The organism is Pseudomonas sp. SIMBA_041 (assembly GCF_046535095.1).
Classification (GTDB): domain Bacteria; phylum Pseudomonadota; class Gammaproteobacteria; order Pseudomonadales; family Pseudomonadaceae; genus Aquipseudomonas; species Aquipseudomonas mucoides.
Window position 1 is genome coordinate 188,263 of sequence record NZ_JAWRXJ010000004.1, and the last position, 23,116, is coordinate 211,378.

24 protein-coding genes and 1 pseudogene are annotated in these 23,116 nt (G+C 60.5%); 4 read left to right on the top strand and 21 right to left on the bottom strand.

Annotated elements, in window-relative coordinates; translation table 11 throughout:
- Positions 1–21: 21 nt before the first annotated feature.
- The 11 genes and pseudogenes from SB725_RS11035 to ubiE all read right to left on the bottom strand — a co-directional run bounded on the left by SB725_RS11035 (position 22) and on the right by ubiE (position 8,138).
- Positions 22–894, bottom strand: a complete 873-nt coding sequence (locus SB725_RS11035) for a methyl-accepting chemotaxis protein (RefSeq protein ID WP_410921839.1) — start codon at positions 892–894, stop codon at positions 22–24.
- Positions 880–1,938, bottom strand: a pseudogene (locus SB725_RS11040) (methyl-accepting chemotaxis protein); the annotation flags it as partial. The gene SB725_RS11035 and the pseudogene SB725_RS11040, both read right to left, overlap by 15 nt.
- Before the next feature lie 139 nt (positions 1,939–2,077).
- Positions 2,078–2,785 carry a 16S rRNA (uracil(1498)-N(3))-methyltransferase gene (locus tag SB725_RS11045; protein ID WP_027922122.1) on the bottom strand — a complete coding sequence of 236 codons (708 nt, stop codon included), beginning with the start codon at positions 2,783–2,785 and terminating at the stop codon, positions 2,078–2,080.
- Entirely contained in the window at positions 2,782–3,576 is a 795-nt protein-coding gene (gene tatC, locus SB725_RS11050) for a twin-arginine translocase subunit TatC (protein WP_027922121.1), read from the bottom strand. Before tatC ends, SB725_RS11045 begins: the two co-directional genes overlap by 4 nt.
- Entirely contained in the window at positions 3,573–4,022 is a 450-nt protein-coding gene (gene tatB, locus SB725_RS11055) for a Sec-independent protein translocase protein TatB (RefSeq protein ID WP_027922120.1), read from the bottom strand. The genes tatC and tatB overlap by 4 nt, the downstream gene beginning before the upstream one ends.
- A gap of 10 nt (positions 4,023–4,032) precedes the next feature.
- Positions 4,033–4,311 carry a twin-arginine translocase TatA/TatE family subunit gene (locus tag SB725_RS11060; protein WP_010464483.1) on the bottom strand — a complete coding sequence of 93 codons (279 nt, stop codon included), beginning with the start codon at positions 4,309–4,311 and terminating at the stop codon, positions 4,033–4,035.
- A 25-nt stretch (positions 4,312–4,336) separates the two neighbouring features.
- Positions 4,337–4,669: a phosphoribosyl-ATP diphosphatase gene (locus SB725_RS11065; protein WP_027922119.1), complete on the bottom strand. Its 333-nt coding sequence runs from the start codon at positions 4,667–4,669 to the stop codon at positions 4,337–4,339.
- The gene (gene hisI, locus SB725_RS11070; RefSeq protein ID WP_007989281.1) at positions 4,662–5,063 is read right to left on the bottom strand and encodes a phosphoribosyl-AMP cyclohydrolase; all 402 of its coding nucleotides are present in this window, start codon (positions 5,061–5,063) and stop codon (positions 4,662–4,664) included. Before hisI ends, SB725_RS11065 begins: the two co-directional genes overlap by 8 nt.
- Before the next feature lie 80 nt (positions 5,064–5,143).
- Entirely contained in the window at positions 5,144–6,748 is a 1,605-nt protein-coding gene (gene ubiB, locus SB725_RS11075; RefSeq protein WP_410921760.1) for a ubiquinone biosynthesis regulatory protein kinase UbiB, read from the bottom strand.
- Entirely contained in the window at positions 6,745–7,368 is a 624-nt protein-coding gene (locus SB725_RS11080; RefSeq protein WP_027922117.1) for an SCP2 domain-containing protein, read from the bottom strand. The genes ubiB and SB725_RS11080 overlap by 4 nt, the downstream gene beginning before the upstream one ends.
- A complete protein-coding gene (ubiE, locus tag SB725_RS11085) occupies positions 7,368–8,138 on the bottom strand; it encodes a bifunctional demethylmenaquinone methyltransferase/2-methoxy-6-polyprenyl-1,4-benzoquinol methylase UbiE (protein WP_007948968.1) in 771 nt (256 codons plus the stop codon). Before ubiE ends, SB725_RS11080 begins: the two co-directional genes overlap by 1 nt.
- 155 nt (positions 8,139–8,293) lie before the next feature.
- On the opposite strand from ubiE, the gene SB725_RS11090 reads away from it, so the two are divergent.
- The 3 genes from SB725_RS11090 (at position 8,294) to SB725_RS11100 (ending at position 10,127) form a co-directional block, all read left to right on the top strand.
- A complete protein-coding gene (locus SB725_RS11090; RefSeq protein WP_027922116.1) occupies positions 8,294–8,569 on the top strand; it encodes a polyhydroxyalkanoic acid system family protein in 276 nt (91 codons plus the stop codon).
- A 252-nt stretch (positions 8,570–8,821) separates the two neighbouring features.
- Positions 8,822–9,244, top strand: coding sequence for a phasin family protein (locus SB725_RS11095; RefSeq protein ID WP_027922115.1), 423 nt, complete (start codon positions 8,822–8,824; stop codon positions 9,242–9,244).
- A gap of 10 nt (positions 9,245–9,254) precedes the next feature.
- The gene (locus SB725_RS11100; RefSeq protein ID WP_027922114.1) at positions 9,255–10,127 is read left to right on the top strand and encodes a phasin family protein; all 873 of its coding nucleotides are present in this window, start codon (positions 9,255–9,257) and stop codon (positions 10,125–10,127) included.
- Positions 10,128–10,234: 107 nt separating this feature from the next.
- On the opposite strand, the gene SB725_RS11105 is transcribed toward SB725_RS11100, so the two are convergent.
- The 9 genes from SB725_RS11105 to argS all read right to left on the bottom strand — a co-directional run bounded on the left by SB725_RS11105 (position 10,235) and on the right by argS (position 20,703).
- Positions 10,235–10,855 (bottom strand): TetR/AcrR family transcriptional regulator, encoded by a 621-nt coding sequence (locus SB725_RS11105; RefSeq protein ID WP_027922113.1) that lies wholly within the window; start codon positions 10,853–10,855, stop codon positions 10,235–10,237.
- A gap of 60 nt (positions 10,856–10,915) precedes the next feature.
- On the bottom strand, positions 10,916–12,598 hold the full coding sequence (gene phaC / locus SB725_RS11110) for a class II poly(R)-hydroxyalkanoic acid synthase (protein ID WP_027922112.1): 1,683 nt from the start codon (positions 12,596–12,598) through the stop codon (positions 10,916–10,918).
- 110 nt (positions 12,599–12,708) lie between these two features.
- On the bottom strand, positions 12,709–13,563 hold the full coding sequence (gene phaZ / locus SB725_RS11115; protein WP_410921761.1) for a poly(3-hydroxyalkanoate) depolymerase: 855 nt from the start codon (positions 13,561–13,563) through the stop codon (positions 12,709–12,711).
- Between the two features lie 147 nt (positions 13,564–13,710).
- A complete protein-coding gene (phaC, locus tag SB725_RS11120; RefSeq protein WP_410921762.1) occupies positions 13,711–15,390 on the bottom strand; it encodes a class II poly(R)-hydroxyalkanoic acid synthase in 1,680 nt (559 codons plus the stop codon).
- A gap of 257 nt (positions 15,391–15,647) precedes the next feature.
- Entirely contained in the window at positions 15,648–16,019 is a 372-nt protein-coding gene (locus SB725_RS11125; protein ID WP_027922109.1) for a gamma-butyrobetaine hydroxylase-like domain-containing protein, read from the bottom strand.
- 79 nt (positions 16,020–16,098) lie between these two features.
- Entirely contained in the window at positions 16,099–17,439 is a 1,341-nt protein-coding gene (hslU, locus tag SB725_RS11130) for an ATP-dependent protease ATPase subunit HslU (protein ID WP_027922108.1), read from the bottom strand.
- Positions 17,440–17,494: 55 nt separating this feature from the next.
- Positions 17,495–18,025, bottom strand: coding sequence for an ATP-dependent protease subunit HslV (hslV, locus tag SB725_RS11135; protein ID WP_007899242.1), 531 nt, complete (start codon positions 18,023–18,025; stop codon positions 17,495–17,497).
- A 232-nt stretch (positions 18,026–18,257) separates the two neighbouring features.
- Positions 18,258–18,965: an SPOR domain-containing protein gene (locus SB725_RS11140; RefSeq protein WP_027922107.1), complete on the bottom strand. Its 708-nt coding sequence runs from the start codon at positions 18,963–18,965 to the stop codon at positions 18,258–18,260.
- Between the two features lies 1 nt (position 18,966).
- Positions 18,967–20,703, bottom strand: coding sequence for an arginine--tRNA ligase (gene argS, locus SB725_RS11145; protein ID WP_410921763.1), 1,737 nt, complete (start codon positions 20,701–20,703; stop codon positions 18,967–18,969).
- On the opposite strand from argS, the gene SB725_RS11150 reads away from it, so the two are divergent.
- Positions 20,702–20,824 (top strand): hypothetical protein, encoded by a 123-nt coding sequence (locus tag SB725_RS11150; RefSeq protein ID WP_256218298.1) that lies wholly within the window; start codon positions 20,702–20,704, stop codon positions 20,822–20,824. The two genes, argS and SB725_RS11150, sit on opposite strands and share 2 nt — an antisense overlap.
- 60 nt (positions 20,825–20,884) lie before the next feature.
- On the opposite strand, the gene SB725_RS11155 is transcribed toward SB725_RS11150, so the two are convergent.
- Entirely contained in the window at positions 20,885–23,104 is a 2,220-nt protein-coding gene (locus tag SB725_RS11155) for a primosomal protein N' (protein WP_027922105.1), read from the bottom strand.
- Between the last annotated feature and the right edge of the window lie 12 nt (positions 23,105–23,116).

Consider the following 23,116-nt stretch of genomic DNA (forward strand, 5'->3'; position numbering starts at 1 on the left):
GAACGATCAGTCCGCATCACCTCAAACCTTGAACCTGCCCACCAGCATCTGCAGATGCGTTCCCAGCCGCGCCAGCTCAATACTGGATGCCGCCGTCTCTTCACTGGCTGCCGAGGTCTGCTCGGACACGTCACGCACGTTCAGCACGCTACGGTTGATCTCCTCGGCCACTGCCGTTTGCTGCTCGGCAGCGGCGGCGATCTGCTGGTTCATCGACTGAATCGCCGACACGGTGCGGGTGATGCTTTCCAGTGAGCCCCCGGCGCGGCGGGTCAGTTCGACGCTGCTGTCGGTCAGGACGCGGCTGTTGTCCATGATCGTGGCGACTTGCTGGGTGCCGTTTTGCAAGCCGACGATCAGCTCTTCGATTTCTTCGGTGGACTTCTGGGTGCGTTGCGCCAGGCTGCGAACTTCATCGGCCACCACCGCAAAACCGCGTCCGGCTTCACCGGCACGGGCGGCTTCGATGGCGGCGTTGAGGGCCAGCAGATTGGTTTGCTGGGCCACGGATTTGATGACGTCGAGCACGCTGCCGATCTTGTCGCTTTCGCGTTTGAGATCGCCCATCGCGGCGGTGGAATTGCCAACTTCGAGGGCCAGGCGTTCGATCTGGGCGATGGCTTCGCCGACCACTTTGTCACCTTCGCGGGCTTGCTGATCGGCGGCGACGGCGGCTTCGGAGGCTTCTTCGGCATTGCATGCGACTTCTTGCACGGTCGCGGTCATTTCGTTCATTGCGGTCGCTACCTGATCGGTCTCGACTTTCTGGCTGTTGACCCCGGCACTGGTCTGCTCGGTGACCGCCGACAACTCTTCGGCGGCGCTGGCGATTTGTGTAACGCCGTCGCTGATGCCGCCGATCAGTTCCCGCAGGCCCAGGGTCATGCTCTGCATGGCACGCTGAAGCTGGCCGAGTTCGTCGCGACGCTTGGAGGTCAGGTTGTGAGTCAGGTCGCCGGCGGCCACACGTTCAGCCACTTTCAGGGTCTGGTTCAGCGGGATGACGATCTGGCGAGTGATCGCCCAGGCTGCGACTATGCCGAAGGCCAGGGCCAGGGCGGTGGCCATCAGCAGCATGTTCTTGGCGTGAGCCGCATCGGTGTCGCGGACGATGGTTTGCGACACGGTGAGTTTTTTGCTGACGTCGAGCAGGATATCGCCTTGCTCGGCCATGCGCACGAGTGCGGCAGCACTGGCGACCTGGGAGTCACGGTACTGGCTGACGGCGGCACGGTAGGCCTTGAGCGAATCGGTCGCCTGTTGCAGGTTGGCGGTGTGTTCTTCCGGCAGTTTGGACGGCAGGCTTTCGAGGTTTTTCAGGGCGTTGTCGATGGCGTCCAGCGCCGGTTGTTCGGCTTCGGGCTTGGCGCTGTAGGTGTAGCCGCGAACCTGGAAGCGCGCTTGCTGAATCAATTTGCTCAAATCGATCACGCTATTGAACTGGGCGACGTTGTCGCCTTGCAGCAGGGATTTCTCGACTTCGGCGACGCGGGCGACGGCGTTGTCGGCCGTGGCCCCGAGTTTGCTGCGCGCGTCTTCGCGGTTGGCACCGGCCTGGATCATCGCGCTGAACGCTTGTTTGTACTGGCTGACGGCGGCCAATTGCTGGTCAACCATTGCCGCGTCGGCCGGTTGCTCAATCAGTTTGCGAGCGGTTTGCAGGCCCGCATCGAGTTGCGCCAGCTTGTCGTTGACCGCCCCCGGGCCTTGTTCGCCCCGGCGCATTTCATAGTCCAGACGGGCCAGGCGCAGGTCTTTGGTCAGGTCATTGAGGCTGGCGATGAACCCGAGCTTGTCGCCACGGCTCGTCACGTCGCTCAGGCCAGTCCAGCCGGTGAAGGTGATCAACAGGGTAAGCAACAGCACCAGACCGAAACCGATTCCCAGTTTGCGATTGACGCTGATGTTCCCCAGATTCTCGGCTAGCCATTGGTACATGCTACAACTCCCTGGACCACTGATTGGTTTTGTGGGAACTGTATCGGCAGGCAAAGCCGGTTCTGTAGGGCGGAAAAAGACTGGCGACGATCACATCCCTTGTAGCAGCAGGCTTCGCCAGCTGCTACAAGGGGCCGTGTTAGAACAGGCGGGCGAGCAGGGCGGTGACGGCGGTCTCGACGCGCAGGATGCGCTCGCCGAGCTGCACCGGTTGCAGGCCGGACTTGCCCAGCAGGTCGATCTCGTAAGGGATCCAGCCACCTTCGGGGCCGATGGCCAGGGTCACCGGTTCGTCGAGGCCGCGGGGGCAAGGCGGGTAGTTTCCGGGATGTCCGACCAGGCCGAGGGTGCCCTCGGTGATCGCCGGCAGACGGTCCTCAACGAAGGGCTTGAAGCGCTTCTCGATAACGATCTCGGGCAGCACACTGTCCCGGGCCTGTTCGAGGCCGAGGATCAATTGTTCGCGAATCGCCTCGGGTTCCAGGAACGGGGTTTGCCAGAAGCTCTTCTCGACGCGATAGCTGTTCACCAGCACGACGCGCGGCACACCCATGGCGGCCACGGTCTGAAACACCCTGCGCAGCATTTTCGGGCGCGGCAGGGCCAACACCAGGGTCAACGGCAGCTTGTTCGGGGGCGGTTGGTCGAGGGTGACGCGCAATTCGGCTTCAGCGGCGTCCAGGCGCAACACCTCGGCCGCGCCCATCAACCCGCCGATCCGACCGACACGCAGGCTGTCACCGACTTCGCAGCGGTGAACTTCCTGCATGTGCGTCAACCGGCGATCACGCAGGATCACCCGGTCGGCCGCAATGAAATCGGCTTCTTCGAGCAGCAGCAGGTTCACGGTTGGGTCGCTGGCGGCTGGTCGTTGTGATCGTCAACCGGTTGGTCGTCCGGATGCTCGCCACGTTTGCTGATCAGGCTGCCAAACAGGATGCCGATCTCGAACAGCAGCCACATCGGTACCGCCAACAGCGTCTGCGAGAAGATGTCCGGCGGCGTCAGGATCATGCCGACCACGAAGCAGCCGATGACCACGTACGGGCGGATTTTCTTCAGGTATTTGACGTCGACCACGCCGATCCACACCAGCAGCACCACGGCCACCGGAATTTCGAACGCCACGCCAAAGGCGAAGAACAGCGTCATGACGAAATCGAGGTAGCTGGTGATGTCGGTCATCATTTCCACGCCGGCCGGGGTGGCAGCGGCGAAGAACTTGAAGATCAACGGGAACACCAGGTAATAGGCGAACGCCATGCCGGTGTAGAACAGCACGATGCTGGACATAAGCAGCGGCACCGCGATGCGCTTTTCATGCTTGTACAGGCCCGGTGCGATGAAGCCCCAGATCTGGTGCAGGATCACCGGGATCGCCAGGAACAGCGAGACCATCATGGTCAGCTTCAGCGGCGTCAGGAAGGGCGACGACACGTCGGTGGCGATCATCGTCGCGCCGGCGGGCAGGTACGCGCGCAGCGGCGTGGAGACGAAGGTGTAGATCTGCTGGGTAAAGGCAAACAACCCGGCGAAGATGATGAAAATCGCCGCTACGCAGCGCAGCAGACGGGTACGCAACTCGGTGAGGTGCGAAACCAGCGGCATGTGCTGGTCGTTTTCGGGGAGATCGCTCATGGGGCTCGCGGCGGCAGTGTTGGGTCATGAGGGGCCGGCGCTGTCGGCGCGGCGGCAGGAGCAACCGGTGGTGCTGATACAACGGACTCAGGTTGCGCAGTCGCTACAACAGGTGCTGGCGCAGGCGTTGGTTCAGTGGCGGCGACAGGCGCGTGAATCGTCTGTTCCCCCACATGCTCCACCGGCGTCGGCTCCTGCTGAGTCGGCGAGAAAATCTTCCGCGCCTCCTGCTCCAGCGACAGAATGTGCTCGTTGTGCAGCTGCCGACGAATCTCGTCGGCACCGATTTCACGTTCAACTTCCTGTTTGATCGCGTTGAAGCTGCGCTTCAAGCGCCCGACCCACAGGCCGGCGGTGCGCGCAGCACCCGGCAAGCGCTCGGGCCCCAGCACCAGCAGGGCCACTAGGCCGACGAGCAACAGTTCAGAGAAGCTGATACCAAACATTAGTCAGTGCTCACACGTCTTTGCGGATCGGCTCTTCGACTTTTTGTGCCTGCACGTCGATGGTGTGCGGCTGGTTCACGGACTGCGTAGTCTGTGGCTGAACAGGTGGAACCGGTTGCGCCGGGGTCACGGTCGGATCGGCCGGCTTTTCGTCGTCGTTCATGGCTTTCTTGAAGCCCTTGATCGACTCGCCCACGTCCGTGCCGAGGTTTTTCAGTTTCTTGGTGCCGAATACCAATACGACAACAACCAGGATGACGATCCAGTGTTTCCAGTCAAAAATGCCCATGTTGCTGCTCCTCTCTAATAATTGTTCAGGCGGACGGGCGCGAGGCTTTCTCGGCGTGTCCGGACAGACCGAAGCGACGGTCCAGTTCATCAAGTACAGCCTGCGGATGCTGCCCCAGTTGGGCGAGCATGACCATGCTGTGGAACCACAAATCGGCGGTCTCGTAGATCACATCGCTGCAGTCGCCGCTGATGGCGGCGTCCTTGGCGGCAATGATGGTTTCGACCGACTCTTCGCCGACTTTTTCCAGAATCTTGTTCAAGCCCTTGTGGTACAGGCTGGCGACATACGAGCTGTCGGCAGCGGCGCCTTTGCGCTCTTCCAGCACTGCGGCCAGGCGGGTCAGAGTGTCACTCATGTTTGTGTCCTGCGGAATAGATGGCGTGCGGATCTTTCAGGACCGGGTCGACCGTTGTCCAGTCGCCGTTCTCATAGACGCGGTAGAAGCAGCTTTGGCGGCCGGTATGACAGGCGATGTCGCCGATCTGCTCGACCATCAGGATGATCACGTCGGCGTCGCAGTCCAGGCGCATCTCATGCAGGGTTTGCACGTGGCCGGACTCTTCGCCCTTGCGCCACAGCTTGCCACGCGAGCGCGACCAGTAAATGGCACGGTTCTCGGCAGCAGTCAGTTCCAGCGCTTCACGGTTCATCCAGGCCATCATCAGGACGCGCCCGGTCTTGTGATCCTGGGCAATCGCCGGCACCAGGCCATCAGCGTCCCACTTGATCTCGTCCAGCCAGTTTTTCATCTTCGACTCCGACAGCGGGCTTCGCACTTCATTAGCCTGGCCCAACGTTCAAACAGTGTGCCAGTGGATCACACAACTGGCTATCGGCGAACGACCAGATACAAACCAACGGCCACCATGATTCCCCCGGGCCAATGACCCAGTTCGTTCAGTGGTCCACCGGCCAGCAGAATAACGCCGCCCGCCAGGTGGGCGCAGCCGAGCAGGCGCAAGAACCAGTCATCCTTGCGTTTATGCCACGGTGGTGGCGGGTCGTAGGCGTGGGGGTGGGACATGCGTTCGAGCAGGTCGCGGGCCATGTTGGCCAGGTGCGGCAGCTGTTCGAACTGGCTCTGCACGTTGCCGAGCAAGGCTTTGGGGCTGACGCGCTCGCGCATCCAGCGTTCAAGGAACGGCTGCGCGGTGTTCCACAAGTCCAGGTCCGGGTACAGCTGACGGCCCAGGCCTTCGATGTTCAACAGGGTTTTTTGCAACAGCACGAGCTGCGGCTGAACTTCCATGTTGAAGCGTCGAGCGGTCTGGAAAAGGCGCATCAGAACTTGGCCGAAGGAAATATCTTTTAACGGTTTTTCAAAGATCGGCTCGCACACGGTGCGGATCGCTGCTTCGAATTCGTTGAGTTTGGTTTCCGCCGGCACCCAGCCCGAATCGATGTGCAATTGCGCCACACGCCGGTAATCACGCTTGAAGAAGGCGAACAGGTTGCGGGCCAGGTAGTCCTGGTCTTCCGGGGTCAGGCTGCCGACGATACCGCAGTCGATCGCAATGTACTGCGGGCTCCACGGGTTGACGGTGCTGACGAAGATATTGCCGGGGTGCATGTCGGCGTGGAAAAAACTGTCGCGGAACACCTGGGTGAAGAAGATCTCCACGCCGCGTTCGGCGAGCATTTTCATGTCGGTGCGCTGGTCGGCCAGGGTGGTCAGGTCGGTGACCTGGATGCCGTAGATGCGCTCCATCACCAACACTTTCGGGCGGCACCAGTCCCAATAGACTTGTGGCACGTAGAGCAGCGGCGAGCCTTCGAAGTTGCGCTTCAGCTGGCTGGCGTTGGCCGCTTCGCGCAGCAGGTCGAGTTCGTCGTAGATGGTTTTTTCGTAGTCGCTGACCACGTCCACCGGGTGCAGCAGGCGCGCGTCGGCCGAGAGCTTTTCAGCAGCGCGGGCCAGAATGAACAGCCACGCCAGATCCTGGGCGATGATCGGTTTGAGGCCCGGGCGGATCACCTTGACCACCACTTCTTCGCCGGTTTTCAACTGCGCGGCATGCACCTGCGCCACCGAAGCGGACGCCAGCGGCTCGACGTCGAAACGGCTGAACACTTCACTGATTTTCTTGCCGAGCTGCTCTTCGATCAGCTTGACCGACACTTGCGAGTCGAACGGCGGCACACGGTCCTGCAGTTTCATCAGCTCGTCGGCGATGTCTTCCGGCAACAGGTCGCGGCGGGTGGACAGGATCTGCCCGAACTTGATGAAGATAGGCCCCAGGTCCTGCAACGCCAGGCGCAATCGCGCGCCACGGCTCAGGTCCAGCGTCTTGCGCGGGAACCAGCGCCACGGCAGCGCGTAACGCAGTGCCAGCAGAAACCACGGCAGCGGCAGGGCAAACAGCAGGTCATCGAGGCGGTAACGAATCACAACGCGCTGGATGCGCAACAAACGGCGGACGGCAAGCAGCTTCATGCGTTATCGCTTGGGTCGAGGGATCGGGAAAGGCGCTCGAAGCGCGCCTCGAGTCGTTCCAGATCGAGTTTGATCTGGTCCAGTTCACTGAATCGGGCTTCGGCTTCGCGCTGACCGACAAGGGTGCGCGACTCTTCAGCCAGGTATTCGCCGAGGTTCTGCCCCAGGCTGGCGAACCCTTGCTGATACCAGCGGGCGCGACTGCGCAGGTGACCGCCAACCAGTTGTGTGGCCACCGGCCCCAGCCAGCGCGAGAGTTCGTACTCCCAGTCCAGTTCGAGGTCCTGAAGGATCGCCGCCAGTTCCAGCAGCACGCCGCTGTCACCGTCGAGTTCGACTTCAGGGCCATGCAGGACCGAAGTCTTGTCCTTGCTCATCGCCAGTTTCAACAGGCTCGAAGCCGGTGCTCGCAGGGTGCAGTCGGCGCCGGTTTCCCAGTGGGAAGCGAGCATCAGGCCTTCATCGCTGGGCAGGATGAACAGCTGCAATGCCGGGCTGCGGCAGTCGACGGCAATCACCCGGCCGCTCAAATGCGCCAGCCGCGGCAGCGCGGTGCTGTCGAGACGCAGCACCCGGTTCAGGCCGAGTTCAACGCTGGCGAGCAGGCCGGCCAGCAACATCAGGGTTTGATGCCGCGGTGCAGGGCGACGATGCCTGCGGTCATGTTGTGGTAGGTCACGCGGTCGAAACCGGCCTCGACCATCATCGACTTCAGGGTTTCCTGATTCGGGTGCATGCGGATCGACTCGGCCAGGTAGCGATAGCTTTCCGAGTCGTTGGTGATCAGCTTGCCCATCAGTGGCATGAAGGCGAACGAGTAGGCGTCGTAGGCCTTGGACATCAGCGCGTTGGTTGGCTTGGAAAACTCCAGCACCAACAGGCGACCGCCAGGCTTGAGCACGCGCAGCATCGAACGCAGGGCGTCTTCCTTGTGCGTCACGTTGCGCAGGCCGAAGGCGATGGTCACGCAGTCGAAATGGTTGTCCGGGAACGGCAGCTTTTCAGCGTCGGCCTGAACGAATTCGACGTTGCCGGCCACACCGAGGTCCAGCAGGCGGTCACGACCGACCTTGAGCATGGATTCGTTGATGTCGGCCAACACCACCTGGCCGGTCGGGCCGACGAGGTGTGAGAATTTCTTGGTCAGGTCGCCCGTGCCGCCGGCGATGTCCAGCACGCGATTGCCGGTGCGCACGCCCGAAAGCTCGATTGCGAAACGCTTCCACAAACGGTGCATGCCGCCCGACAGGAGGTCATTCATCAAGTCGTACTTGGCGGCTACCGAATGGAAAACCTCAGCGACTTTTTCCGCTTTTTGGCTTTCCGGAACGTTTTTGAAACCAAAGTGAGTGGTGGGTTCGGCATCGCTGCCTTTGCGCTGATCAGTCATATCGCTGTCACCAGAAGAGAATGCGGGACATTCTAATCCCCAAGGCATGCTTTGTCTTGGCAAGGCTGAAGGTAAGATGGGCAACCACCGGGACGTTTTGACGCAGTCATGGTCAAGATGCTTCAGGAAAGTATCCATAAAGCAGGAGTCATTCGATGGCCCGTATTAGTGTTGAACGTGCCCACGGCCTGGGCAAGGAAGCGGCCCGCGAGAAGGCCGACAAGCTGGCGCAGAAACTGTCCGATCAATACGGCCTGGAGCCGCAGTGGTCCGGTGACACGCTGAACCTCAAGCGCTCCGGAGTGAAAGGCGCGGTGCATGTCAGCGAAGATTCGATCCGCGTCGATGTGGAGTTGGGCCTGATGATGTCGGCCATGAGCGGCATGATCAAATCTGAAATCGAAAAGGCCCTCGATAAAGCGTTGGTCTGATCCGGTTCTTTCTGTGAAACACGATCCCTGTGGGAGCGGGCTTGCCCGCGAAGAGGCCGGAACATCCGCAATAAATTTTGTGGTTGATCCATCGTCTTCGCGGGCAAGCCCGCTCCCACAGGTTGGTTGGCGTTCCGACTACTTGTTTATGTCAGTTGTTAGGGTGCCGTTTCTAATTTTTCTCCCTACTTTGTGCCTGAGCCCGACACTTGTCCGGGCAGTTCCTCAAACCTTCTGCGCGTGAGGTGCACCATGGCCAAAGTTATTTTGAAGAAAAAAATCGACGCATCGACCACCGCTCTGGGCGACGTCAAATCCTATGCCCGCAAGATCTGGCTGGCTGGCCTGGGTGCCTACGCCAAGGTCGGGCAAGAGGGTAGCGAGTACTTTCAAGAGTTGATCAAGGCGGGTCAAACTGTTGAAAAGAAAGGCAAAAAAGTAGTGGCTGAAAAGCTTGAAGCCGCTAACGCCGAGATCGTTGAAGCCAAGAGTGAAGTGAGTACTTTCAAAGGCAAGGTCGAAGTTCAACTCGACAAGGTCGAGAAGGCTTTTGACTCGCGTGTCGCAAGTGCCTTGAATCGTATCGGCATTCCGTCTAAACATGACGTTGAGACACTCTCTGCTAAGCTCGATGAGCTGACGGCATTGCTCGAACGCGTCGCGCGTAAATCTTAAGGAGAACGGGATGGCTGTTAAAAAGAACACCGAAAAAGAAGGCAGCTCGTGGATCGGGAAAGTCGAAGACTACTCCCGCAAAATCTGGCTGGCTGGTTTAGGCGTGTACTCGAAGATCGACACTGACGGCAGCAAGCTCTTCGATACATTGGTCAAAGACGGCGAGAAAGCCGAGAAGCTCACCAAGAACGCTGTTGGCAAGAAAGTCGACGCCGCCAAGGATTCTGCTTCGTCGGCCAAGTCGCGCATCACTGGCGTTAAAGATCGCGCGCTGGGCAAATGGGATGAGCTGGAAGGGGCTTTCGACAAGCGCCTGAACAGTGCCATTTCGCGCCTCGGTGTCCCGAGCCGCAACGAAGTGAAAGCACTGCACAGCAAGGTCGATACCCTGACCAAGCAAATCGAAAAACTCACCGGTGCCAAGGTTGCGCCTGTTGCGGCGAAAACCGCAGCGGCCAAGCCAGCGGCTAAAACCGCTGCCAAGCCACTGGCCAAAGCCGCCGCTAAACCGGCTGCCAAACCTGCTGCGAAAGCAGCGGCCAAGCCTGCTGCCAAAACTGCCGCAGCAAAACCTGCTGCTGCCAAGCCAGCGGCTAAACCGGTTGCCGCTAAAGCAGCCGCCAAGCCAGCGGCTAAACCAGCTGCCAAAACCGCAGCTGCCAAACCGGCCGCCAAGCCAGCAGCAAAACCTGCTGCAGCGAAGAAGCCAGCGGTGAAAAAACCGGCAGCGCCGAAAGCCGCCGCACCAAAACCAGCAGTGGCTGCTGTTGCCAAACCGGCAACCCCGGCCGCCCCGGTCAGCGCATCGAACTCTGCAACCGCGCCGACCCCTGCTGTAACCCCGACTGTAGCGCCAGCAACGACGCCAACCAGTCAGTCCTGATTTTCAGGGCTCAAAAAAACGCCCGGCCTGCCAAGGTCGGGCGTTTTTGTTGGTGAACCCATTCTCCAGAACACCGCCAATCCAATGTGGGAGCGGCGGTCTCAGGTTTACTCGTGTTCTTCCAGATATTGGAGCGCCATCTGCTCCGTCGCCACCTTGATCGGCGGCAGCAAGTGCGGCGCCACCAGCATCATGATCTGGTACACCACCAGCCTCACCTCACCCTCACGATCAAGAATCCGTTGGTAGTCCAGCGAGAACAGCAGCGTCATTGTGATCTGCTCCACCAACTGCCCCAACGCCTGCGTATCACTGACCAATTGCCCCTGAGCCTTCAACTGCGCGAGCAATGACGCCAGTGTGCGCTTCAGCGCATTGAGCAGGTTGCGTATGCCCTTGGCCAGCTTTGGCAGGCGTCCGGCGAGGTTCGACAGGTCCTGGAACAGAAACCGGTAATGCGACAGCCGTTCGACGATCAAGTGCAGGAACAGCCAGTAATCGTCCGGTGCCAGTTCCACATCGGCAGGAGGGTCGAGCAGCGGCGCCAGTTCAGACTGGAAGCGCTCGAACAGCCCGAGAATCAGCGGCTCCTTGCCGTGAAAGTGGTAGTAGAGGTTGCCAGGGCTGATGCCCATCTCGTTGGCAACTTCCATGGTGGAGACGTTCGGTTCGCCTTTCTGATTGAACAACTGCAAAGCACATTCGAGAATCCGGTCGCGGGTTTTCATCCAGTCTTCTTAATGATCGAGTCAGTGCCACGGCCAACGCCGGCCGTGGAAGGTTGAACGTCAGCGCACACGCACGTAAGTACCGGGTGCTGCCTCTTGCGGTGGATAGTTCTGATTGCCGAGGGCCATGTGGGTTTCTTTCAGCGCGCCGGAACGTTGCTGAATCCACTCCAGCCATTGCGTCCACCAGCTGCCGTCGACTTGCTTGGCGTCGTAATACCAGGCGCGTGGGTCGCTGCTCAATTTTGCGCCTTCGACGTAGTTGGCTTTCGGGTTGCTCGGCGGGTTGAGGATGCTCTGCACGTGGCCGCTGTTGGACAGCACGAAGCGTCGTTCACCACCCAGCAACAGAGTCGAGCGGTACACCGCGTCCCACGGCGTGATGTGGTCATTGATGCCTGCGACGCTGAAGCTGTCGACGGTGACTTTCTGCAAGTCGATGGGCGTGCCGCACACTTCAAGGCCGCCCGGGTGGCTCAGCGGGTTGTGTTTGAAGAAGTCCAGCAGATCGCCGTGAAAGGCCGCCGGCAGCCGCGTGTTGTCGTTGTTCCAGTAGAGGATGTCGAACGCGGGCGGTTCTTTGCCGAGCAGGTAGTTATTGACGAAATAACTCCAGATCAAGTCGTTGGGGCGCATCCAGGCGAACACCTTGGCCATGTCACGACCATCCAGCACACCTTTCTGATAGGACTTGCGCTTGGCCGCTTCAAGGGTCTGTTCGTCTGCGAACAGCGTTGCCGGGGAGTCCATCTGACTGTCGAGCAGGCTCACCAGGTAGGTCGCGCTCGACACCCGCCGCAGCTGTCGCTTGGCCTGCAAGTGACCTTGCAGCGCGGCGATGGTCAGCCCGCCAGCGCAGGCGCCCATCAGGTTCACTTCGCGCGCGCCGGTGATCGCCCGGCAGACATTCATCGCTTCTTCCACGGCTTCGACGTAGGTCGACAGCCCCCATTCGCGATGGCGCACATCGGGATTGCGCCAACTGATCATGAACGTCTGCAGGCCGTTCTTGAGGGCGAACTGGACGAAGCTGTTATGCGGGCTCAGGTCGAAAATGTAGTACTTGTTGATCTGCGGCGGTACCACCAGCAGCGGTTTTGAATACTGTTTTTCGCTCATTGGCTTGTACTGGATCAGCTCCAGCAGCTCGTTGCGAAACACCACCGAGCCGGTCGTGGTGGCGACGGTTTTACCCACTTCGAATGCTTGCTTGGTGACTTGCCGGGGCAGGCCGTCGTTGTGCAGGAAGTCGTCGACCAGATGGCTGATACCGCGCACCAGACTGTTGCCGCCGGAATTGAAGATTTCCTTGATCGCCAGCGGATTGAGCAGGGTATTGGACGGCGACACGGCGTCATTGAGCAAGGCAAACGCAAAGTGCGCGCGGGCGCGATCGTCGGGGGACATGGCGCTGTCGTCGATCCAGCTTTTAACCTGTTTCTGCCAGCTCAGATAGGCCTGCAGGCTGCGACGATAAAACGGGTTGAGACTCCACGCCGGATCGGTGAAACGACTGTCCTGCGGGTTGGTCGCGTGCAAGGTTTCACCCAATAAGACACGGCCCAACTGACCGCCCAGTTTCAAGGCGTGTCGGGCGCTGTGCACCGGGTTGCGCAAGCCGTGGGCCGCCACGTTGCGCAGGGTCGAAATCAGGTCCCGGCCGCGCAGGCCGGTAATTGCACTCTGTGCGTTGATGAACGCGGCGGGAGTGGGTAAAGCGTCTCTCGCTGGTTTGTCGCGCATGTCTCAACACTCCTTCGTTTCAAGCCAAAAACAAACTCACTGAACCAGATCACCATAGACGCTGTTGTGGGTTGTTGCGCGGCGCGGCGTCCTGCCGGCCGATGAAGCGACTAACTGCCCAACGGCGTCGGGTGCGGATGCATCACGGCGCGCAGGCGTTCTTCCTCGAGGAATTTCATGATGATCGGTGCCACGGCTTCGGCACGGGTGATCAGGAACAGATGCCCATCATCGATGATGTGCAGCTGGGCATTGGGAATTCGCCAGGCCAGCAGGCGCATGTTGACCAACGGGATCAACGGGTCGTCGTCACCGGCCAGTACCAGCGTCGGCTGGTTGATCTTGTGCAACCAGTGAATGCTGGTCCAGCCCAGGCCGGCAAACAACTGCCAGTAATAACCGAGCTTGCCCGCCGAACGGACTTTCGCTGCGTGGCTGGCCGCCAGGGTGGGGTCGCGACGGAAGGCGCCGCCATAGATCATCGGTGCAATGCGGATCACGTGCGACGGCTGGATGTAGCGTCGTGGGCTGGCCATCATCCACAGCACTTTCGGTTTGCCCGGCACCATGACGGCTCCAGCCGCCGTGGCCGCCAACACAAGTTTTTTGCAGCGCTCGGGGTAGTCATACGCAAATTGCTGGGCGAGGGCGCCGCCCCAGGACACGCCGATCACGTTGACTTGTCCGTAGTCGAGATAATCGAGCATCCGTGCTGTGAGTTTCGCCAGGCCCGGAAAGCGGTACGGCCGATTCGGCGTCGACGAGCCGCCGACACCGGGTACGTCGAACGCAATGACTTCCAGGTCCGGGTCCAATGCCGCGACGAACGGAAACACCAGCTCCAGGTTGGCGCCGATGCCGTTGAAAATGAGCAAGGGCGTCAAGTGAGGCTTGCCCGGGCGTACTGCCGTGCGGAGGGTCTGGCCATCCAGGTCGACGGTACGGAATATAAACGGTTGCGGCATGCTTCAGGCCCTGTGGGTTAATTCATCCCCGATCCCCTGTAGGTGGCGAGCTTGCTCGCGATAGCGGTGAGGCAGACGCAGTTACATTGACTGTGCCGCCGCCTTCGCGAGCAAGCTCGACTCCTGCAGGAGGGTGGGGTGTGTCAGTTACCGCTCATGCACATAAGTACCCGGTGCTGCTTCGCCGGCGGTGAAGGTTTTGTTGCCATAAACCGTTGGGGCCTTCTTCAGTTTGCCCGAACGTTCGGCCAGCCATGTCTGCCAGTGCAGCCACCAGGAATCGGTGTGCTTGGTGGAGTTTTCTTGCCAGTCTTCGGCCTTGGCCGGCATTTCACTGCTGGTCATGTAGCGCGATTTCGGGTTGCCCGGCGGGTTCAGAATGCTCTGGATATGTCCGCTGCTCGACAGCACGAATTCGACCTTGCCGCCAAACAGTTGCGCCGACTTGTAGCAGGACTTCCACGGGGTGATGTGGTCGGTGGTGCCAGCCAGGCTATAAATGTCTGCGGTGACTTGTTTCAGGTCGATTGGCGTGCCGCACACTTCCAGTGCATTGGGACGGATCAGTGGATTACTTTTGAACATCTCGATCAGGTCGCCATGGAACGCGGCAGGCAATCGGGTGGTGTCATTGTTCCAGAACAGGATGTCGAACACCGGCGGTTCGTTACCCAGCAGGTAGTTGTTGACCCAGTAGTTCCAGATCAAATCGTTGGGGCGCATCCAGGCGAAGACTTTCGCCATGTCGCGGCCTTCCAGCACACCGGCCTGATAGGACTGGCGCTTGGCGGATTCCAGGGTTTGCTCGTCGACGAACAGGGCGACGTCACTGTCCAGGGTGGTGTCCAGCACGCTGACCAGCAGTGTCAGGGCGTTGACCTTTTTCTCGCCGAGTGCCGCGTAATGGCCCAGCAGCGCGGTGCAGGTGATACCGCCGGAGCAGGCGCCGAGCATGTTGATGTCTTTGCTGCCAGTGATGGCGCTAACCACATCGACCGCTTCCTTGAGCGCTTCAATGTAGGTCGACAGGCCCCACTCGCGCTGTTCCTTGGTCGGGTTGCGCCAGCTGACGATAAAGGTCTGCACATTGCTGCGCAGGCAGTAGCGCGCCAGGCTCTTTTCCGGGCTCAAGTCGAATACGTAAAATTTGTTGATCTGTGGCGGCACCACCAGCAGGGGGCGCTCCAAGACTTGTTCGGTGGTCGGCTTGTACTGAATCAGTTCCAGCACGTCGTTGCGGAACACGACAGCGCCTTCGGTCACACCCAGGCTCTTGCCGACTTCGAATGCGCCCATGTTGACCTGGCTCGGCATGCCGCCGTTGTGCACCATGTCCTTGGCCAGATGCGAAAGGCCATCGAGGAGGCTTTTGCCGCCGGTTTCGAAGAAGCGCTTGACTGCCGCCGGGTTGGCCGCCGTGTTGGTCGGGGCCATGGCTTCGGTCATGAGGTTGATCACGAAATGCCCGCGCGCGACATCCTTGGGCGCCAGGTTACTCTCGTCGATCCAGTCGTGGAGCTCCTTGCGCCACGCCAGGTAAGTTTGCAGATAACGTTTATAGAGCGGGTTCTGACTCCACGCCGGATCGGCGAAGCGACGGTCTTCGGGGGTCGGAAGCAGTTCGGATTTACCGAACAACACGTTCTTCAGTTCAAGGCCGAAATGGGCAACATGCTTGGCACTGTGGACCGGTTGTTTGATGGCCTGCCTGAGCACCATGCGAGCAGAAGCCAGTAGATCTTTACCACGCAGCCCAACGACAGGATTCAGCCCTAAAGTGTTTTCCGAGGCTTGATATTTCAAGTCATCGTTATTCTTGTTACTCATCTACGACGCTCCATTGTCCTGAGACGAGTACCTGAGCCTGACTGGGTAGTCACACAGCCAATGCCAGGTACTACTGCTCGGGTGACCGTTAATACTGCATCGCTGCTTTTTAGTTCAGAGAGCCTGCAGGGAACTTGCCAGATCCATTGGTTACCCGAGTTTAATTTTTTTCGCAAGCGGGCCAATCATTGGCCCTGAGGCGGAGCATTCAAACAGATGAAATTAGAAAATGCCCTCTAAAGAGCAAGAGGCCTGACTTAGAGCATCAGCTTGACGACGGATTCGTTTGGGTCGCGGGTTTTTCCAGCGGCTTTGAGCTCGGCAAGATAGTCATCCCAAAGTGCGTCATAACGTCGCGCCAGCTCATAGAGGTATTCCCAGGTGAACAGGCCGCTGTCGTGGCCGTCGTCGAAGGTCAACTTCAGTGCGTACTGACCGGCCGGTTCTACCTTGGTCAGGCCGACATTCTTCTTGCCAAATTGCAGAATGGGTTTGCCGTGGCCCTGGACCTCGGCGGAGGGAGAGTGCACGCGCAGGAACTCGGCGGGCAGGTGATATTCCTCGCCGGACGCGTATTTCAGCGACAGGGTTTTCGAGGCTTTGTGCAGTTTGATGTCGGTGGGGAGCATAGGAAGAGCCTCGGGAGGAAAGCTACAAGCTGCAAGCTTAACTCGATAAGCTTGACGCTTGTAGCTTGCAACTTGAGGCTTACAGAATGTAGCGGGACAGGTCTTCGTTCTGCGCCAATTCGCCCAAGTGGCTGTTGACGTAGTCAGCGTCGATCATGATCACCTTGCCGTCATGGACGCTGGCCAGGTCACCGGCGCTGAACGACACCTCTTCAAGCAGGCGCTCGAGCAAGGTGTGCAGGCGACGGGCACCGATGTTCTCGGTCTTCTCGTTGACCTGCCAGGCAATCTCGGCAATGCGCTTGATACCGTCCGGCTGGAACTCGATGCCCAGGCCTTCGGTTTTCAGCAGTGCGCAATATTGCTCGGTGAGCGAGGCATGTGGCTCGCTGAGAATGCGCTCGAAGTCTTCCGGCGTCAGCGCCTTGAGCTCGACACGAATCGGCAGGCGGCCTTGCAGTTCCGGCACCAGGTCGCTCGGCTTGCTCAGGTGGAATGCACCGGAGGCGATGAACAGGATGTGGTCGGTCTTGACCATGCCCAGCTTGGTGTTGACGGTGCAGCCTTCGATCAGCGGCAGCAAGTCGCGCTGTACGCCTTCACGGGATACGTCGACGCCGCCGGAGTTGCCGCGCTTGGCGACCTTGTCGATTTCGTCGATGAACACGATGCCGTGCTGCTCGACCGCTTCCAGCGCCTTGGCCTTCAACTCTTCTTCATTGACCAGGCGGCCGGCTTCTTCATCACGCACCAGTTTCAGTGCTTCCTTGACCTTGAGCTTGCGGCTTTTCTTTTTGCCCTTGCCCATGTTGGCAAACAGGCTCTGCAACTGGTTGGTCATTTCTTCCATGCCCGGTGGCGCGGAGATGTCGACGCCGGCTACATCGGCGACTTCGATTTCGATCTCCTTGTCATCCAGCTGACCTTCGCGCAGGCGCTTGCGGAACAGTTGGCGGGTGTTGGAATCGGTGGCCGATCCGGCGTCTTCGTTACTGAAACCCATGCGAGCCGGTGGCAGCAGGGCGTCGAGGATACGGTCTTCGGCGGCGTCTTCGGCGCGATGGCGAACCTTGGTCATTTCCTGTTCGCGCAGCAGCTTGATCGCCGCATCCGCCAGGTCCCGAATGATCGATTCAACGTCGCGGCCTACGTAGCCGACTTCGGTGAACTTGGTCGCTTCGACTTTGATGAACGGCGCGTTGGCGAGCTTGGCCAGGCGGCGAGCGATCTCGGTTTTACCGACACCGGTCGGGCCGATCATCAGGATGTTCTTGGGGGTTACTTCAACGCGCAGCTCTTCAGGCAGCTGCATCCGGCGCCAGCGGTTACGCAGCGCGATGGCGACGGCGCGCTTGGCATCGTCCTGGCCGATGATATGGCGATTGAGTTCGTGGACGATTTCACGGGGAGTCATGGACATAGTAATTGGCGGTCCTCAGGTAAAAGTGAGCCGTGGCGTGGTGGCCAAAACAGGCTTACTCAGCGAGGTCCTGCTCCTCAATGGTGAAGGTGTGGTTGGTGAATACACAGATGTCGCCGGCGATGCCGAGGGCGGTTTCGACGATTTCCCGGGCCGACAGATCGGTCTTCTTCAGCAGTGCGCTGGCAGCGGCCTGGGCGTAGCCGCCGCCGGAACCCATGGCGATCAAGCCTTCTTCAGGCTCAACCACATCGCCATTGCCGGTGATGATCAGGGAGGCGTCTTTGTTGGCGACTGCGAGCATGGCTTCGAGGCGGCTGAGGGAGCGGTCGGTGCGCCATTCTTTGGCGAGTTCGACGGCAGCGCGAACCAGGTGACCTTGGTGTTTCTCAAGCTGGCCTTCGAAACGTTCGAAGAGGGTGAAGGCGTCAGCGGTGGCCCCGGCAAAACCGGCGATAACCTGGCCGTGGTACAGGCGGCGAACTTTCTTCGCGTTGCCTTTCATCACGGTATTGCCGAGAGAAACCTGGCCGTCGCCGCCCATGACGACTTTGCCGTGGCGGCGAACTGAAACGATGGTGGTCAAGGGAGAGTCTCCACGCAGCGGGGCGAAAATGCCTTATGCCAACTCATATGGGGGTGGTGGAGCGTTTTTCAACTGCGGGACGGGGCGGGAGACGAGCGGTGTGAGTCTGTGAGGGAATTGGGTGTCTATCACGACGCCATCGCGAGCAAGCTCGTTCCCACAGGGTTGGCGCATATCCTGTGGGAACGAGCTTGCTCGCGATGAACGATGACGCGGCGGTCCTGCCGTGAAGTCAGCGGCTTTGGCGTTGTTGTAACAACAGGTTGCTAAACCCTGCGCCGGCCAATTGTTTCTGCGCCGTGGTCAGTTGTTCGCGATTGCTGAACGGCCCGACCAGCACGCGATACCAGGTTTCATCCTTCACCGTGCCTGACTCAACTGCCACGGCCTGCCCCAGCAGAATGATCTGCGCGCGAACCTTGTCCGCGTCAGTTTCCTTGCGGAACGAACCGGCCTGCAGGAAGAACTTGGTCACCGGCGCCGCTTTGGAAACGGGTGGCGCCGGTGGTGGCGTAATCCCGGCCAGAGCGGCCTGAGCCCGCGCCGTGTCGATCTTCGCCGCTTCGGCTGGTGTCACCGGCGTGGTCGGAATGGCTGGCACTTGTGGCGTTGGCAGCGTCTTCTCCGGCACGGCATCCGGCGGCACGATCACTTCCGATTCCGGCAGCAAGGTGTAGAAGTCGTACTTCGGCTTCACCGGTTGCGTCGGGCTCGGCGGGGTCTTGTTGGCCTCGGCGATCTTGGCTTTCTGTTGCTGTTCCACCTTCTCGCGCTTGACCGTGTCGCTGCCCTTGCCGGGCTCCAGTTTCATCAGGAAGACGATGAACGCGCCAACCGTCAGGCCGATGGCCATCCACAGCCAGCCCGGGATCGGCTGTTTTGCAGGAGCTTGGTAACGGCTGGCGCCACGCTTGGGTGCAGGTTTTTTCTTGGCAGCCAACTTACATACGCTCCAGAGTTTCCAGACCCAAGAGTTCCAGGCCTTGCTTGAGAGTGCGGCCGGTCAGCGCGGCGAGGCGCAGACGGCTTTGCATTTGCGCCGGGGTGTCGGCGCCGAGGATCGGGCAGTTCTCGTAGAAACTGGAGAACAGTCCAGCCACATCGTACAGGTAGGTGCAGAGGATGTGCGGCGTGCCTTTATCGGACACGTTGTTGAGGATTTCACCGAACTGCGCCAGTTTCGCCGCCAGTTCGTGTTCGTGTGCCGCTTCCAGCACGATCTGGCCTTCGACTTCGGTGAAGTCCTTGCCCAGTTTGCGGAACACGCCAGCGACGCGGGTGTAGGCGTACAGCAAGTACGGCGCGGTGTTGCCTTCGAAGTTGAGCATCAGGTCGAAGTTGAAGCTGTAGTCGCTGGTGCGGTGCTTGGACAGGTCGGCGTATTTCACCGCGCCAATGCCCACCACCTTGGCGATATTGCGCAACTCGGCTTCGGCCAGTTCCGGATTCTTGTCCTTCACCAGGGTGTAGGCACGTTCCTGAGCTTCGGTCAGCAAGTCGATCAACTTCACGGTGCCGCCGTCACGGGTCTTGAACGGACGGCCATCGGCGCCGTTCATGGTGCCGAAGCCCATGTGTTCCATTTCCATCGGGTGCGTCACGAAGCCGGCCTTGCGCGCCACGGCGAACACTTGCTGGAAGTGCAGGGCCTGACGCTGGTCGACGAAGTACAGCGCGCGATCAGCCTTGAGCTTGCCGCTGCGGTAACGCACGGCCGCCAGGTCGGTGGTGGCGTAGAGGTAGCCGCCATCTGCCTTGACGATGATCACCGGCAACGGGTCGCCGTCGGCGTTTTTGAACTCGTCGAGGAACACGCACTGGGCGCCATTGCTCTCGACCAGCATGCCGGCGGCCTTGAGGTCGTTGACCACGTTGATCAGGTCGTCGTTGTAGGCACTTTCGCCCATCACGTCGGCCATGGTCAGTTTGACGTTCAGCAGTTCGTAGATTTTCTGGCAGTGCGACAGCGAGATGTCCTTGAACTTGGTCCACAGGGCCAGGCAGTCCGGGTCGCCGGCTTGCAGCTTGACCACCAGGCCACGGGCACGATCGGCAAACTGTTCGGATTCGTCAAAGCGCTGCTTGGCCGCACGGTAGAAATTTTCCAGGTCCGACAGCTCGTCGCTGGTGATCGGGTTTTCTTGCAGGTACGCCATCAGCATTCCGAACTGGGTGCCCCAGTCGCCGACGTGGTTCTGACGGATCACGTCGTCGCCGAGGAACTCCAGAACGCGCGCCACGCCGTCACCGATGATGGTCGAGCGCAAATGGCCGACGTGCATTTCTTTGGCGAGGTTCGGTGCCGACAGGTCGACCACAGTGCGCTGCACCGGGCCAGCTTTGCGCACGCCGATGTGGTCGTCGGCGAGGGCGGCATCCAGGCGAGTGGCCAGGGCATCAGTGTTCTGGAAGAAATTCAGGAAGCCCGGGCCGGCGATTTCGGTTTTGCTGACGTTTTCATCAGCCGGCAGCGCAGCGATGATTTTCTCAGCCAGGTCACGCGGCTTCATGCCAGCCGGTTTGGCCAGCATCATCGCGATGTTGCTGGCGAAGTCGCCGTTCTTTTTGTCGCGGGAGTTTTCCACCTGGATCGCCGGCGACAGGCCTTCAGGCAACACACCTTCGTTGACGAGTTGGGTGATGGCTTGTTGGATCAGCTGGCGAATGGTGTCTTTCATGGTGGTCTCTTTCGACCGCAAGCGCGGTGCGCGCTTCGATGCGCTGGTGGAAAAACTGGGCATTATCCGTTGCGAAGACGGGCTTGCCAACTATAGCGGGCAGGTTATGGATATGTGGTGACAAATAGTCAGCCTTCGTCGGAACGCCGCCCGGAGCCTGCTCGCGAAGGCGATCTCTAATTCAATACAAATCCACGGGATCGACATCAAGGGACCAGCGCACCGCCCGCCCGCTCGGCATCTGCTCCAGCACCAGCAACCAGCTACTCAACAACCGATGCAGCGGCGCCCGGGCCGTGGCCTGCAACAACAACTGTGCGCGATAGCGCCCGGCGCGACGCTCCATCGGCGCGGGCACTGGCCCCAGCAACTCGATCCCACCCAGATTCTGCTCGGCCAGCAAGCGTTCGGCCTCGCTGCATGCTTCATCCAGGAAGCCTTCAGCCTGCCCCGGTTTATGCGCTTCAGCCCGCAGCAGCGCCAAATGCGCAAACGGTGGCAGTCCAGCGGAGCGACGTTCGCTCAACGCCTGCTCGGCAAAGGCGAAATATCCTTGCTCGGTCAGTTGCACCAGCAGCGGATGGTCTGCCAGGTGCGTCTGGATAATCACTCTGCCCGGCTCTTCCGCCCGTCCGGCGCGGCCGGCCACTTGAACGATCAACTGCGCCATGCGCTCGCTGGCGCGGAAGTCGCCGGAGAACAGGCCGCCGTCGGCGTCGAGAATCGACACCAGCGTCACCCGCGGAAAGTGATGCCCTTTGGCAAGCATTTGCGTGCCGACCAATATGCACGGCTGGCCTTTCTGAATGGTGGCGAACAGCTGATTCATCGCGTCCTTGCGCGATGTGCTGTCACGGTCGACCCGCAACACCGGGACGTCCGGGAACAGAATCGCCAGCCGTTCCTCGGCGCGCTCGGTGCCAGCACCCACGGGGCGCAAATCGACTTTGCTGCATTTCGGGCAACGCCGCGGCACGCGCTCGACGTAGCCGCAATGATGGCAGCGCAGTTCGCCGGAGCGTTGGTGCACGGTCATCCGCGCATCACAGCGCTGGCATTCGGACATCCAGCCGCAGTCGTGACACAACAGCGTCGGCGCAAAGCCGCGACGGTTGAGGAACACCAATACTTGCTGGCCAGCGGCCAAAGTCTGGCCGATCGCTTGCTGCATCGGCCCGGAAATGCCGCTGTCCAGCGGGCGGCTTTTGACATCCAGGCGCAGGAAGCGTGGCTGCTTGGCGCCGCCGGCTCGCTCGTTCAGCCGCAGGAGGCCGTAACGGCCGGTGTAGGCGTTGTGCAGACTTTCCAGTGAGGGTGTGGCGGAGCCGAGGACAATCGGGATGTTTTCCTGGCGGGCGCGGACCAGTGCCAGATCGCGGGCGTGGTAACGCAAGCCTTCCTGCTGTTTATAGGAACCGTCATGCTCTTCATCGATGATGATCAGGCCGGGGTTTTTCATCGGCGTGAACAGCGCCGAGCGGGTGCCGATAATGATGTCGGCGTCACCGTCCCGCGCGGCAAGCCAGGCTTCGAGGCGTTCTCGGTCGTTAACTGCCGAGTGAATCAGCGCGATGCGCGCATTGAAGCGCTGCTCGAAACGCGCCAGGGTCTGCGGGCCGAGGTTAATCTCCGGGATCAGCACCAGCGCCTGCTTGCCGGCCTCGAGGGTTTCGCGGATCAGCTGTAAATAGACTTCCGTCTTGCCGCTGCCGGTGACGCCGGCCAGCAGAAACGCATGATAGCTGTCGAACCCGGCGCGAATCGCTTCATACGCGGCGCGTTGTTCCGGGTTGAGTGGCAATTCCGGTTGCGCCAGCCAGTGCTCGTGGCGTGCGCCGGGGGCGTGTTTGCGGATTTCGACCTGGACCAGGTCTTTGGCCAGCAACAAATCCAGGCTGTCCTTGCTCAGCATCAGTTTGCTCAGCAACTGATGCGCCACGCCGTGGGGATGCTGGGCCAGTGTCGCCAGGGCTTCGCGCTGGCGGGGCGCGCGGGCAATGCGCGGGTCATCCAGGCTGGCGCCCGGTGCGGCGGACCAGAAGCGTTCCTGGCGCGCTTCGGCCAGTTCGCCCTGACGCAGCAACACCGGCAGCGCCCAGCTCAAGGTGTCGCCGAGGCTGTGCTGATAATACTGGGACGTCCACAGGCACAGCTTGAATAGTGCGGGCGGCAGTGGCGGCGTGGCGTCGAGCAGGGCGATCGCCGGTTTGAGCTTTTCTACCGGGACTTCGCTGGTGTCGGTGACCTCCACCAGAATTCCGATCATTTCCCGTCGACCGAACGGCACCCGCAGGCGCATGCCCGGTTGCAGCTGGGCACGCAGGACTCCGGCCGGGGCACGGTAATCGAACAGGCGGCGCAGCGGCGAAGGCAGGGCGAGGCGCAAAATGGCGTCGGGCACGCGGGGGATTCT

Bases quoted from the DNA above. Each gene is read 5' to 3' on its own strand.
- SB725_RS11035 (WP_410921839.1), bottom strand. From the start codon at position 894: ATGCAGAGCATGACCCTGGGCCTGCGGGAACTGATCGGCGGCATCAGC.
- tatC (WP_027922121.1), bottom strand. From the start codon at position 3,576: ATGAGCGATCTCCCCGAAAACGACCAGCACATGCCGCTGGTTTCGCAC.
- tatB (WP_027922120.1), bottom strand. From the start codon at position 4,022: ATGTTTGGTATCAGCTTCTCTGAACTGTTGCTCGTCGGCCTAGTGGCC.
- SB725_RS11060 (WP_010464483.1), bottom strand. From the start codon at position 4,311: ATGGGCATTTTTGACTGGAAACACTGGATCGTCATCCTGGTTGTTGTC.
- SB725_RS11065 (WP_027922119.1), bottom strand. From the start codon at position 4,669: ATGAGTGACACTCTGACCCGCCTGGCCGCAGTGCTGGAAGAGCGCAAA.
- hisI (WP_007989281.1), bottom strand. From the start codon at position 5,063: ATGAAAAACTGGCTGGACGAGATCAAGTGGGACGCTGATGGCCTGGTG.
- ubiB (WP_410921760.1), bottom strand. From the start codon at position 6,748: ATGAAGCTGCTTGCCGTCCGCCGTTTGTTGCGCATCCAGCGCGTTGTG.
- SB725_RS11080 (WP_027922117.1), bottom strand. From the start codon at position 7,368: ATGTTGCTGGCCGGCCTGCTCGCCAGCGTTGAACTCGGCCTGAACCGG.
- ubiE (WP_007948968.1), bottom strand. From the start codon at position 8,138: ATGACTGATCAGCGCAAAGGCAGCGATGCCGAACCCACCACTCACTTT.
- SB725_RS11090 (WP_027922116.1), top strand. From the start codon at position 8,294: ATGGCCCGTATTAGTGTTGAACGTGCCCACGGCCTGGGCAAGGAAGCG.
- SB725_RS11095 (WP_027922115.1), top strand. From the start codon at position 8,822: ATGGCCAAAGTTATTTTGAAGAAAAAAATCGACGCATCGACCACCGCT.
- SB725_RS11100 (WP_027922114.1), top strand. From the start codon at position 9,255: ATGGCTGTTAAAAAGAACACCGAAAAAGAAGGCAGCTCGTGGATCGGG.
- SB725_RS11105 (WP_027922113.1), bottom strand. From the start codon at position 10,855: ATGAAAACCCGCGACCGGATTCTCGAATGTGCTTTGCAGTTGTTCAAT.
- phaC (WP_027922112.1), bottom strand. From the start codon at position 12,598: ATGCGCGACAAACCAGCGAGAGACGCTTTACCCACTCCCGCCGCGTTC.
- phaZ (WP_410921761.1), bottom strand. From the start codon at position 13,563: ATGCCGCAACCGTTTATATTCCGTACCGTCGACCTGGATGGCCAGACC.
- phaC (WP_410921762.1), bottom strand. From the start codon at position 15,390: ATGAGTAACAAGAATAACGATGACTTGAAATATCAAGCCTCGGAAAAC.
- SB725_RS11125 (WP_027922109.1), bottom strand. From the start codon at position 16,019: ATGCTCCCCACCGACATCAAACTGCACAAAGCCTCGAAAACCCTGTCG.
- hslU (WP_027922108.1), bottom strand. From the start codon at position 17,439: ATGTCCATGACTCCCCGTGAAATCGTCCACGAACTCAATCGCCATATC.
- SB725_RS11150 (WP_256218298.1), top strand. From the start codon at position 20,702: ATGGTGGTCTCTTTCGACCGCAAGCGCGGTGCGCGCTTCGATGCGCTG.
- argS (WP_410921763.1), bottom strand. From the start codon at position 20,703: ATGAAAGACACCATTCGCCAGCTGATCCAACAAGCCATCACCCAACTC.